Source organism: Xenophilus azovorans DSM 13620 (genome assembly GCF_000745855.1).
GTDB lineage: Bacteria > Pseudomonadota > Gammaproteobacteria > Burkholderiales > Burkholderiaceae_C > Xenophilus > Xenophilus azovorans.
On the sequence record NZ_KN050766.1, the window covers coordinates 297,845 to 310,103 of the forward strand.

Annotated in this window: 9 protein-coding genes; 3 read left to right on the forward strand and 6 right to left on the reverse strand. The window is 71.1% G+C overall.

Features of this window, described 5'->3' with window-relative positions:
- Window positions 1-74 precede the first annotated feature (74 nt).
- Both purL and Q392_RS27830 read left to right on the forward strand, forming a co-directional pair.
- The gene (purL, locus tag Q392_RS27825) at window positions 75-4,094 is read left to right on the forward strand and encodes a phosphoribosylformylglycinamidine synthase (protein ID WP_245610844.1); all 4,020 of its coding nucleotides are present in this window, start codon (window positions 75-77) and stop codon (window positions 4,092-4,094) included.
- 332 nt (window positions 4,095-4,426) lie between these two features.
- Window positions 4,427-5,350: a universal stress protein gene (locus tag Q392_RS27830; RefSeq protein WP_038216417.1), complete on the forward strand. Its 924-nt coding sequence runs from the start codon at window positions 4,427-4,429 to the stop codon at window positions 5,348-5,350.
- A gap of 76 nt (window positions 5,351-5,426) precedes the next feature.
- Here Q392_RS27830 and Q392_RS27835 read toward each other — a convergent pair whose 3' ends face one another.
- The 6 genes from Q392_RS27835 to Q392_RS27860 form a co-directional block, all read right to left on the reverse strand.
- Window positions 5,427-6,206: a peptidylprolyl isomerase gene (locus Q392_RS27835; RefSeq protein ID WP_038216419.1), complete on the reverse strand. Its 780-nt coding sequence runs from the start codon at window positions 6,204-6,206 to the stop codon at window positions 5,427-5,429.
- 102 nt (window positions 6,207-6,308) lie between these two features.
- Window positions 6,309-6,593, reverse strand: a complete 285-nt coding sequence (locus Q392_RS27840; RefSeq protein ID WP_038216423.1) for a BolA family protein — start codon at window positions 6,591-6,593, stop codon at window positions 6,309-6,311.
- The gene (locus Q392_RS27845; protein ID WP_038216426.1) at window positions 6,590-7,129 is read right to left on the reverse strand and encodes a septation protein A; all 540 of its coding nucleotides are present in this window, start codon (window positions 7,127-7,129) and stop codon (window positions 6,590-6,592) included. The genes Q392_RS27840 and Q392_RS27845 overlap by 4 nt, the downstream gene beginning before the upstream one ends.
- Before the next feature lie 79 nt (window positions 7,130-7,208).
- Complete coding sequence (gene msrB, locus Q392_RS27850; protein WP_038216429.1) at window positions 7,209-7,631, reverse strand: peptide-methionine (R)-S-oxide reductase MsrB; 423 nt, start codon at window positions 7,629-7,631, stop codon at window positions 7,209-7,211.
- On the reverse strand, window positions 7,628-9,106 hold the full coding sequence (locus Q392_RS27855; RefSeq protein WP_038216432.1) for a protein adenylyltransferase SelO: 1,479 nt from the start codon (window positions 9,104-9,106) through the stop codon (window positions 7,628-7,630). The genes msrB and Q392_RS27855 overlap by 4 nt, the downstream gene beginning before the upstream one ends.
- Before the next feature lie 60 nt (window positions 9,107-9,166).
- The gene (locus tag Q392_RS27860; RefSeq protein WP_038216434.1) at window positions 9,167-10,201 is read right to left on the reverse strand and encodes an AraC family transcriptional regulator; all 1,035 of its coding nucleotides are present in this window, start codon (window positions 10,199-10,201) and stop codon (window positions 9,167-9,169) included.
- Between the two features lie 193 nt (window positions 10,202-10,394).
- Here Q392_RS27860 and Q392_RS27865 point away from each other — a divergent pair, with 193 nt between their 5' ends.
- The gene (locus Q392_RS27865) at window positions 10,395-12,173 is read left to right on the forward strand and encodes a carboxylesterase/lipase family protein (RefSeq protein ID WP_051954021.1); all 1,779 of its coding nucleotides are present in this window, start codon (window positions 10,395-10,397) and stop codon (window positions 12,171-12,173) included.
- The last annotated feature ends 86 nt before the right edge of the window (window positions 12,174-12,259 follow it).

Sequence of the window (12,259 nt, forward strand, 5' to 3'; positions counted from 1 at the left end):
CCGAGCGGCCCCAGTCAGCGGTCGCCGGGTCCGGATTCCCTCAAAAGTTCACCGGCCGCCCAGGCCCCACCACCGTGACGCAGCCCGCTCCCTCCGCCACCCCCGTCGTGACCGTTTTCGAGGGGGGCGCGGCGCTCAGCGACTTCCGCGCGCGCCAGCTGCTGCCGCGGCTGCAGGCGGTGGCGCCGAAGGTCGAGGGCATCTCGGCGCGATTCGTCCACCTGGTGCTCACCGAGGCGGCGCCGGACGCTGCGGCACGCGAGCGCCTCGCTGCGCTGCTGACCTACGGCGAACCCTTCGAGGCGCCGGCGGGCGCGGCGTCCACGCTGGTGGTCACGCCGCGGCTGGGCACGGTCTCGCCCTGGGCCTCCAAGGCCACCGACATCGCCCACAACTGCGGCCTGGCGCTGCGGCGGGTGGAGCGGGTGACGCAGTACTTCCTGAGCCTCAAGGCGCCGCTCATCGGCAAGGCGCCGGCGCTGGACGCCGGCCAGCTCGCCGCCGTCGCCGCGCTGCTGCACGACCGGATGACCGAATCGGTGCTGCCCGCGCTGGACGGCGCCGCCGCGCTGTTCGCCGAATTGCCGCCGCAGCCGATGGCGCATGTGGACGTGCTGGGCGGGGGCAGGGCGGCGCTGGAGCAGGCCAACACCGGCTTCGGCCTGGCGCTGGCCGAGGACGAGATCGACTACCTGGTGGACGCCTTCACGAAGCTGGGCCGCAACCCGACCGACGTCGAATTGATGATGTTCGCCCAGGCCAACAGCGAGCACTGCCGGCACAAGATCTTCAACGCCGACTTCACCATCGACGGCGTGCGGCAGGACAGGAGCCTGTTCGGCATGATCCGCCACACGCACCAGACGAACCCGCAGCACACGGTGATCGCCTATGCCGACAACGCCTCGGTGATGGAAGGGCACGAGATCGAGCGCTTCGTGCCGCGCGAGGGGCAGGCCTACGCCAAGGACCGCGCCACGCATCACGTTCTGATGAAGGTGGAGACGCACAACCATCCGACGGCGATCTCGCCCTTCCCGGGCGCCTCGACCGGCGCCGGCGGCGAGATCCGCGACGAGGGTGCCACCGGCCGCGGCTCCAAGCCCAAGGCCGGGCTGACGGGCTTCACCGTCTCGAGGCTGTGGCCCGAGGAAGGCAGCTACGGCAAGCCCGGGCACATCGCCAGCCCGCTGCAGATCATGACCGAGGGCCCGCTGGGCGGCGCGGCCTTCAACAACGAGTTCGGCCGGCCCAACCTGCTGGGCTACTTCCGCGAGTACGAGCAGCGCGTGGAAAGCGATGTGGACGCGCTGCAGCGCGGCTACCACAAGCCGATCATGATCGCCGGCGGCCTGGGGCAGATCGACGCCATCCAGACGAAAAAGATCCCGTTCCCCGCCGGCACGCTGCTGATCCAGCTCGGCGGGCCGGGCATGCGCATCGGCATGGGCGGCGGCGCGGCCAGCTCGATGGCCACCGGCGCCAACGCGGCCGAGCTGGACTTCGATTCCGTGCAGCGCGGCAACCCCGAGATCGAGCGCCGCGCGCAGGAGGTCATCAACCACTGCTGGCAGCAGGGCGAGGCCAACCCGATCCTGGCGATCCACGACGTGGGCGCGGGCGGGCTGTCGAATGCCTTCCCCGAGCTGACCAACGATGCCGGCCGCGGCGCGCGCTTCGACCTGCGCGCGGTGCCGCTGGAGGAGTCCGGCCTGGCGCCCAAGGAGATCTGGTGCAACGAGAGCCAGGAGCGCTACGTGCTGGCCATCGCGCCGGAGTCGCTCGAACTGTTCAAGGGCTTCTGCGAGCGCGAGCGCTGCCCCTTCGCCGTGGTCGGCGTGGCGACCGAGGCGCGTGAGCTGGTGGTGGCCGACGAGACGGCCGATGCAGCGAACCAGCCCGTCGACATGCCGATGGACGTGCTGCTCGGCAAGCCGCCGAAGATGCACCGCGACGTGAAGTCCATCGCCCGCCGGTTCAAGCCGCTGGACCTCACCGGCGTCGACCTGCAGCAGGCCGCCATCGGCGTGCTCTCGCATCCCACCGTCGCCTCCAAGCGCTTCCTCGTCACCATCGGCGACCGCACCGTCGGCGGCCTGTCGCACCGCGACCAGATGGTCGGCCCCTGGCAGGTGCCGGTGGCGGACTGTGCCGTGACGCTGGCCGACTACCGCGGCTTTGCCGGCGAGGCGATGAGCATGGGCGAGCGCACGCCGCTGGCAGCCATGGATGCACCGGCTTCGGGCCGCATGGCGGTGGCCGAGGCGCTGACCAATCTGCTGGCGGCGCCGATCGACCTGAAGCGCGTCAAGCTCTCCGCCAACTGGATGGCCGCCTGCGGCGAACCGGGTGAGGACGCCGCACTGTACGAGACCGTGAAAGCCGTCGGCATGGAACTGTGCCCGGCGCTGGGCGTGTCCATTCCCGTGGGCAAGGATTCCCTCTCGATGCGCACGCAGTGGGAGGAAGGCGGCCAGAAGAAGAAGGTCAGCTCGCCCGTCAGCCTGATCGTCAGCGCCTTCGCCAGCCTCGACGACGTGCGCGGCACCCTCACGCCGCAACTCGATGCGCAGGAGGAGGACACGACGCTGGTCCTCATCGACCTGGGCCTTGGCCAGCACCGCATGGGCGGCAGCATCCTGGCACAGGTGCTGGGCCAGACCGGCGACGCGGTGCCCGACCTCGACGACCCGCAACTGCTGGTGAAGCTGGTCGATGCCGTCAACCAGCTGCGCGCCGAAGGCAGGATCCTCGCCATGCACGACCGCAGCGACGGCGGCCTGTTCGTGACCGCCGCCGAGATGGCCTTCGCCGGCCACGTCGGCGTGTCCCTCAACGTCGACCTGCTGGTGACGGAAGGCGACGGCATCTCCGACAGCCGCATGGAGACCGGCGACGCCAAGAACTGGGCCCAGCAGGTCAGCGCGCGGCGCGAGGAGCTGACGCTCAAGGCCCTGTTCAGCGAGGAGCTGGGCCTGCTGCTGCAGGTGAAGACGGCCGAGCGCAACGCCGTGATGCAGACCCTGCGTGCGCACGGCCTCTCGGCCTTCAGCCACTTCGTCGGCAAGACGCGGCCGCAGAGCTCGCCCATCGACGTGGGCAAGGGCAAGCTGGAGGTCTGGCGCGACACCAAGGCCGTCTTCAGCGCCGGCCTGGCCGACCTGCACCAGGTGTGGGACAGCGTGAGCTGGAAGATCTGCCGCGAGCGCGACAACCCCGCATGCGCCGACAGCGAGCATGCCGCCGCCGGCGCGCCCGACGATCCGGGCCTGCACATGGTGCTGGCCGAGGGCGTGGAGGAGGACGTCGCCGCACCCTTCATCAACCTGGCGCGCCCCCGCGTCGCCATCCTGCGCGAGCAGGGCGTGAACTCGCACGTCGAGATGGCCTACGCCTTCACCGAGGCGGGCTTCGAAGCCTTCGACGTGCACATGACCGACCTGCAAACCGGCCGCGCCGACCTGGCCGGCTTCAAGGGCATCGTCGCCTGCGGCGGCTTCAGCTATGGCGACACGCTGGGCGCGGGCATCGGCTGGGCGCGCAGCATCACCTTCAACCCGAAGCTCGCGGAGCAGTTCCGGCGCTTCTTCGCCCGCACCGACACCTTCGGCCTGGGCGTGTGCAACGGCTGCCAGATGTTCGCCGAGCTGGCCGACATCATCCCGGGCGCCGAGGCGTGGCCGCGCTTCACCACCAACCAGAGCGAGCGTTTCGAGGCCCGCCTGGCGCTGGTGGAAGTGCTCGATTCGCCCAGCCTGTTCCTCGCCGGCATGGCCGGCAGCCGCCTGCCCATCGCGGTGGCGCACGGCGAGGGCTATGCCGATTTCCGCCATCGCGGCGACGCGGCGAAGGCCATCGCCGCGATGCGCTTCGTCGACCACGCGGGCCAGCCCACCGAGCGCTACCCGTTCAACCCCAACGGAAGCCCCGGCGGCCTGACGGCCGTGACCACGGCCGACGGCCGCTTCACGGCGCTGATGCCGCACCCCGAGCGCGTGTTCCGCAACATCCAGATGAGCTGGACCGCGGGCGACCGGAGCGCCTTCAGCCCCTGGATGCGCCTGTGGCGCAACGCGCGGCGCTGGGTGGGCTGAGCGCGTCCTGCCATCCCGCAATCTGGCATGACCCCTGGGGCCATCGTGGGCTTTTCGCGCACGCCGGCCTAGACTCGGCGCATGTCTTCCGCTTTCCTCGCATCCATGCACCGCCGGTGTCCGGCGCGGATGGCGTCTGTCGCCACCCCGCCAGGGTGTCCGCGGCGAACCGCCGGTCCGGCCTGAGCCCGGCGGTCCGCGAGTCGAAGCCCTTCCCGCTTTCCATCTCCTGCTGATCGCCGGGCCCTCCACGCCCGATGCCCCGCAGCGTCCGCGCACGCCGCGGGGCGGTGTTCCTGCCCGCCTCGCCGCGGGCCAGCAAGGAGAGTCCCATGGTGCTGCGCCAGATCCTGGCCGTCGTCGATTTTTCCGTTCCGGGCATCCATGCCGCCTGGCGGGCCGCCCGCCTGGCCTGGTCGCATGGTGCCGAGCTGCGCCTGATCACCCTGGTCGAGCCGCTCGATTCGCATCCCGCCTCGCGCTTCGGCCCCGGCGCGCCGCCGGTGCGGGCGCATGCCGACCTGTCCTTCCTGGCCGAGGAGATCGGCGCCGCGCTGGGCGTGCGCACCGCCGTGTCCGTCGGTGCCGGCACCGACGCGCAGGAGGCCCTGCATCGCGCGGCGCGTGCCGCCGACCTGGTCGTCGTGCCGGCCGAGGCGGCGGTGCCGGGCCTGCGCGGACGGCTGCAGGGCGCATGGGCCGAGCGCCTGCTGCGCGCGGCGGGCGTGCCGGTGCTGATCTGCCGGCGTCCTTCCGGCGTGCCGTACCGCCATGCGCTGGTGGCCTTCGACCCGGCCGAGCAGCGCACCGCGCCGGCGCTGCTGCACATGGCGCGCTGGTTCTGCGAGGAGCACGAGATCAGCGCCTGCCACGTGATGAGCACCGACACCGAGCGTCACCTGCACGCCGCCGACCTGCCGCTGCCGGCCGTCCAGGCCTGGCTGGAGACCGCCCGCGTGCGGGCACAGGTGGCCGTGTCCGAGCAGCTGGCGCATGCCGGGCTGCCGCGGGCGCGGGGCGTGGTGGTTCACGGCGAGCCGGTGTCGCGGCTGGCGCTGGAGCAGGCGCGCACCGAGGCATCGCTGCTGGTGGTGGGCAAGCCGCGGCGCGCCTGGTGGGTCGACCTGTTGCGGCCCGGCCTGGCCCGGCGGCTGGCGCAGCGGGTGCGCTGCGACGTGCTGTGGGTGCCTTCGCCCGGGCGCAGCGCGCCGGTCGCACGCCAGCGCCTGGCGCCGGTGCGGCCGGCGCTGCGCTGAGGGGCTGGAAACGACGAAGGCGGCCGAAGCCGCCTTCCCTGCATGGGCCGGGCGCCGGTCGGCGCCTGCCGATGCCTTATTCCACCTTCGCCTTTTCCCGCAGCTCCTGCTGGTAAGCCTGCAGCTTCTGCTGCATGAGCTGCTGGCTCAGCTGGGGCTTGATCTCTTCCAGCTTGGGGAAGCTCATCTCGCGCACGTCGTCCAGGCGGATGATGTGCCAGCCGAAGTCCGACTTGACCGGGGCGGTGGTGGTCTCGCCCTTCTTCAGCTTGATCATGGCCTGCGAGAACTCGGGCACCAGGCCGGCGGGGTTGGTCCAGTCCAGGTCGCCGCCGTTGGCCGCGGAGCCGGGGTCCTTGGAGAACTTCTTGGCCAGGTCCTCGAACTTGCCGCCCTTCTTGAGCTCGGCCATCACCTTCTTGGCCTCGTCCTCGGTGGGCACCAGGATGTGGCGGGCCTTGTACTCCTTGCCGCTGTTGGCGGCGACCAGCTTGTCGTAGGCGGTCTTGACCTCCTCGTCGCTGACGGGGTTGGCCTTGCGGTAGTCGTCGAACAGGGTTCGGATCAGCACGGCCTGGCGCGCCAGCTCCATCTGCGCCTTGAAGTCGTCGGTCGCGTCCAGGCCCTTCTTCTGCGCTTCCTGCATGAAGACCTCGCGCGTGACCACTTCCTCGCGCAGCTGTTCCTGCATCTCGGGCGTGACGGGCCGGCCGGCGGCGGCCAGCTGCTGGGCCAGCGCCTCCATGCGCGCCTTGGGCACGGGCTTGCCGTTGACGATGGCGGCGTTCTGGGCGAAGGCCGGCGCGGCGGCCAGCAGGAGGGCGGCGGTGACAGCTTGCAGGCGATGTTTTCTCATGGGCATTTCTCGAACGGAATGCGCGTCGCGCGCGATGACGGAAGACAAAGGGGTAGAGGGGAGGGAAGGGGTGCGGTCCCGGAGGGTGTGCCGGGCGCGGACCTAGGTGGGGAGCTGAAGCGTCTCGATGGCGAGGGCGTGCAGGCCCCGGGGGACGAAAACCTGCGCGGCATCATACACAAGGCGGTGTTGCGCCACGCGCGACAGGCCGGCGAAGCGCGGCGAGGCGATGCGCACCCGGAAGTGCGTGCCGTAGCCCTCCGCCCGCGCGCCGGCGTGGCCGGCATGGGCGCCGCTTTCGTCGATCACTTCCAATTGCACCGGCGCCAGCGCGGCGCGCAGGGCGGCTTCCAGTTCGGCCGCGGTGGGCAGCGTGGGTGCATTCATGGCGCGGGCTCGTCCGACTTCAGGTGCGGCGCGATGTACAGGCCCTGCGCGACCAGGAAGGCCACCGGGAACACGTAGCCCCAGAGCTTGAAGTCCACCCAGGCCTCGGTACTGAAGTACACCGCCACGTAGGCGTTGAGGGCGGCCATGAAGGCGCAGTACAGCACCCAGGCGACGTTCAGGTGCGTCCAGATGCGCTCCGGCAGCGCGAGCTGGCCGCCCAGCAGCATCTTCAGGAAGTTGCGCCGGAAGCCCCACAGCGCCACCGCCAGGGCCAGCGCCATCGCGCCGTAGAGCACGGTGGGCTTCCACTTGATGAAGCGGTCGTCGTGCAGCAGCAGGGTGAGCGAGCCGAACAGCAGGATCAGCACCAGCGTGGCCTTCTGCATCGTCTCCAGCTTGCGCTGGGTGGCGTAGATATAGGCCATCTGCACCGCGGTGGCGGCCATCAGCACGCCGGTGGCCGCGTAGATGCCCGCGACCTTGAAGGCGACGAAGAACAGGAGGATGGGCAGGAAGTCCAGCAGCAGTTTCATCGCAGGACCGCCCCAAGATGAAATGCACTCCCTTGGGGAGCAGCGAACCACACGAAGTGGGGAGCGTGGGGGTCAAGCTTCATGCCTGGCCGTCCTCCGGCGCGAAGTCCAGCGACGCGGAGTTCATGCAGTAGCGCAGCCCGGTGGGCGCCGGCCCGTCGGGGAAGACATGGCCCAGGTGCGCGCCGCAGTTGGAGCACACGGTCTCGGTGCGCACCATGCCGTGCGAGCGGTCCACGTGCTCCGTGATGGCGCCGGGCACGGCCTGGGAGAAGCTGGGCCAGCCGCAGCCTGCGTCGAACTTGGTGCCGGAATCGAAGAGCTTGGCGCCGCAGCAGACGCAGTGGTAGCTGCCGTCGGCCCAATGCGCTTCGTACTTGCCGGTGAAGGGGCGCTCGGTCGCGGCATGGCGGGTGACCTCGAAGGCGGCCGGCTCGGCGCCTTTCTCGGCCAGCAGCGCCTTCCACTCGGCGTCGCTTTTCTGGATGCGGGGGTTGGTCATGAGGAGCAACTGATCTCGATCGTGGAGGCCCAGTCGGGCGGGAAGCCGGCATGGGCGTCCATGCCGGGGTGTTCTTCACATGGGGATTGCAGCAGGGCGAGCAAGTCGGCGACGCCGCCGAAGTCCTTGGACTGGGCGCGTTCGATGGCCTGCTGCGCCAGGTGGTTCCGCAGCACGAAGCGCGGGTTGGCGCGCAGCGCCGCATCAGGGGCGGCAGCCTGCGGTGCCTGCGCAAGACGCTCCGAAAATTGTAGCGACCAGGCGTCGAAGGCGGCCCGGTCGACGAACAGGTCGCGCACCGGCGCCGCGTCCGCGCCGGCGCGGTGCTCGGCCCAGCGGCGCCAGAAGATGGGCCAGTCGGTGCGTTCCGAGGCCATCAGGCGCAGCAGGGCGTCGAGCAGGGCGCCGTCGTCCTCGCGCGCATCGGGCAGCCCGAGCTTCTCGCGCATCCGGTCCAGGAAGGCGGCCGGGAAGCGCACCCGGTACACGCCGACCGCGGCCACGGCATGTTCTTCCTCGCCGATCAGCGGCAGCAGCGCCTGCGCCAGGCAGAACAGGTTCCAGTACGCCACTTGCGGCTGCTGGTTGTAGGCGTAGCGCCCGGCGGAGTCGCTGTGGTTGCAGATGTGGGCAGGGTTGAAGCCGTCCATGAACTGGAAGGGACCGTAGTCGATGGTCAGCCCCAGGATGCTCATGTTGTCGGTGTTCATCACGCCGTGGCAGAAGCCGACGGCCTGCCACCGGGCGATGAGGTCGGCGGTGCGCTTGCTCACCGCGTGCAGCAGGCTGGCGTAGGCGTTGCCGTCGAAGGCGGCGGCCTCGCGGCAGTCCGGGTAGAAGCGGTCGATGACGAAGTCGGCCAGCGCGCGCAGCTCGTCCACGCGGCCGGCGGCGGCGAAGTGCTCGAAGTGGCCGAAGCGGATGAAGCTGGGCGCCACGCGGGTCGTGACGGCGGCGGTCTCGACGGTCTCGCGGTACACCGGCGCGTCGGAGCCGGTGACGCACAGGGCGCGGGTGGTCGGCACGCCCAGCGCATGCAGCGCCTCGCTGGCCAGGAACTCGCGGATGCTGGAGCGCAGCACGGCGCGCCCGTCGCCCATGCGGGAGTAGGGCGTGCGGCCGGCGCCCTTGAGCTGGATCTCCTGCCTGCCGGCCGTCTCGCCCAGCAGGATCGCGCGGCCGTCGCCCAACTGCCCGGCCCACACGCCGAACTGATGGCCGCTGTACACGGTCGCCAGCGGATCGGTTCCGGCGACGGGCAGGTTGCCGGTGAGGGCTTCCAGGGCCGCGCCGGTGCGCCAGGCCGCCGGCAGGCCGAGCAGGCGCGCCACCGCGTCGCTGTGCCCGACCCAGTAGGGGACGGGCAGCGGCGTCGGCTGCAACCGGGTGAAGAAGGCGGGGCCCAACTGCGCGAAGCCGGGCTGCCAGCGCAGGCCCAGGTCGGCGACCTCGGCGTCTTGGGCGAGCAGGCTCATGGGGAGATTGTCCGCCAGCGGGTGAAACCCCTCGCGCGGCGGGCCATCGCGGCCCGCGGGTCAGGGCACGGCGGCGAGCGTGGCCCGGATGCGGGCGCGGTACTGGGCGGGCGGCAGCCCGAACCAGCGCTTGCAGGCGCGGAAGAAATTGCTGGTGTCGACGAAGCCGAGCCGGTCGGCCACGTCGGCCAGGGTGTGGCGCTGTTCGGCCAGGTACTGCTGGGCCAGCTCGCGCCGCGTGCGGTCGAGCAGGGCCTGGAACGACACCGATTCCTCCTGCAGCCGCCGCTGCAGCGTGCGGTCGGCCAGGCCCAGCCCGGCGGCCACGTCCTGCCGGCGCGGCTCGCCGTGCGGCAGGCGGCGGGCGATCTCGGCGCACACCAGCGTGCTGGTGGTGGTCTGGCCCAGCAGCTCCAACTGCTCGTCCAGCAGGCGGTCGTGCATCTTGCCCAGTTCGGGGTGGTGCGTGGGCAGCGGCAGCGAGAGCGCGGCCGCGGAAATCAGCATGCGGTTGGCGTCGGCGTTGAAGCGCAGCTCGCAGCGGTAGGCCGCGCGATGCTCGCGGTCGTCGGCCGGGGGCGGGTAGACGAATTCCATGGCCAGCGGCTCGACGCCGCGCCGGGTCAGCCAGCGGCACTGCATGAGCACCGTGAGCAGGGCGTGCTCGAGCCGCTGGCGCGGGATCGGCAGGCGCCCGCCGGTGTGCTCCATCACCAGCCAGCAGCCGCGCGGATCGGGCTGCATGGAAAAAGCCGTGGCGTCGGAGATGACGGGCATGTAGCGCACCAGCCGCTCCAGCCCGCCGCGCAGGTCGGGGCTGCACGCCATCGCGTGGCCCACGGTGCTGGTGTTGCTGTGCGTGTCGGCCAGCTCGCGCTGCAGCCCCAGCGTGGGCTTGCCGGCGCGCGCGACCGCCAGTTGCCAGAGCACGGTGATCTCGTCCACCGGAATGCGGGCGTTCTGGCGATGCAGCGAATCGGGGTCGAAGCCGGCGTCGCGCAGCAGGGAGGGCACGTCGAGCCCCTCGGCCTCGAACATCGAGAGCAGCCCTGTGAGCCACGCCGCCGAACTGGTGCGTTCCTCGGGCTGCGGCACGCAGCCCGGGCGGCGCCGTGGCCGGTGGGGGAGGAGGGCTGCGGAAGTCACTGAATTGGCGCGCTTGGGATAGCGGTGGAAACGGGAGCGAATCCTAGGATCGTCGACTGCCGGCGAAGCTGTGAGTGTGGGCGCCGGACGCCGACGCGTGAATTCCGATTAACCCGGTGTGGAGACAAGCCAGATGCGAGACATGACAACAGCCCCGCGCCAGGGCCGGGACCTGGCCGGCCCGGCCGCAGCCGTACTCAAGGTTTTGGCCGTTGCCGCCTGCGCCGCGCTTGCGAGCTGCGGCGGCGGGTCTTCCGGGCCGCCCGCCGTGTTCCTGCCGGTGCCGCCCGCGCCGCCGCCACCGGCTCCCCCGCCGCCGGCGCCTCCGCCTCCCGCCCAGGACGGCCCGATGGTGCGCCAGACGGCGGCCGGGAAGATCGAGGGCGTGGACGACAGCGCCGGCTCCGGCACCTGGTTCTGGAAGGGCGTGCCCTTCGCGCAGCCGCCCGTCGGCGCGCTGCGCTGGGCGCCGCCGGCCGACCCGCAGCCCTGGGACGGCGTGCGCGACGCGACGCAGTTCGGCCACAGCTGCGCGCAGGGCGGGCGCTATTTCAGCCCCGCGCCCGGCGGCGCGCCCTACGGCATGGCGGTGCGCGAAGGCTTCGGCAAGCCGGTGGGCGACGAGGACTGCCTGACGCTCAACATCTGGCGGCCGGCCGGCGCCGACGACAAGCTGCCGGTGATCGTGTTCATCTACGGCGGCAGCAACATCTCGGGCTACACGGCCGATCCGAGCTACGACGGCGCGCAGCTGGCGAAACGGGCCAACGCCGTCGTCGTCACCGTCAACTACCGCCTCGGCTTCCTCGGGTGGTTCGACCTGCCCCAGCTCAAGACGGGCGACGCGCACAACGACTCCGGCAACTTCGCGCTGCTCGACCAGATGCAGGCGCTGAAGTTCATCCAGGGCAACATCGCGGCCTTCGGCGGGGATCCGGGCAGCGTCACGGTGATGGGGCAGTCGGCCGGCGCCGTCAACACCTGGGCCCTGGTCACCTCGCCCGCGTCGGCCGGGCTGCTGCACAAGGCGGTGGCGCTGAGCGGCGGCATCGCCTTCTCGCCGCGCGCCACGGCGCAGACCTATGCGCAGGGGCTGGTGCGCGCCATCCTGATCGCCGAAGGACAGGCCGCCGACGACACGGCGGCGGACAACTGGCTCGCGAGCCGGACGGACGCCCAGGTGGCGGACTACCTGCGCAGCCTGCCTGCCGACAGGCTCGTGGAGATCATGCTGGCGAACCCGCTGCTGGGCAATTCGCCGGCGCCGATCGAGGACGGCAACATCCTCCCCGTGGACTCGCGCGCCGTGGTGGCGGGCGGCACCTTCAACAAGGTGCCCATGATCGTCGGCAACACCCGCGACGAGGGCACGCTCTTCGGCGGCGTGATCGGCGGCTTCAAGCCCAACGACTACGACCGCTTCGGCCTGCAGTACAACTTCGACCCCGACGCGCCCGGCAGCCTCTCGGAGGCCGAGCTGATCAACCCGGCCTTCCTGCCGGTGGACACGCCGGCGACCGGGTGGAAGGCCAGGACGGACCAGCTCACCAGCCTGATCTTCCTCAACGGCCTGCCGGCGCAGATCGACTCGATCGCCGCGCAGCTGCCGACGAAGACCTGGTACTACCGCTTCGACTGGAGCCAGGAGCCGGTGCCCTTCAACACCGTCTACGGCGCCACGCACGGGATGGACACGGTGTTCTTCTTCCACAACTTCGGCACCAACGTGTTCTCGTTCGCCTACAGCACGGCGAACCGGCCGGGGCGCGAGGCGCTGTCGGACGCCATGATCGGCAGCCTGGCCGCCTTCGCGCGCACGGGCGACCCGAACCACCCCGGCCTCGGCGTGATCTGGCCCAACTGGCCGCGGCAGATCGTCTTCGATGCGAGCCAGACGCAGTTGCAGAACAGCGTGCCGTGAGCGCCGCCCAGCCGTCTTCCAGGCGACAGATCGCTGCCCTGATACTGCGGGTTTCTGTCATTGTGCGAACGCACGAAGATTGCGTG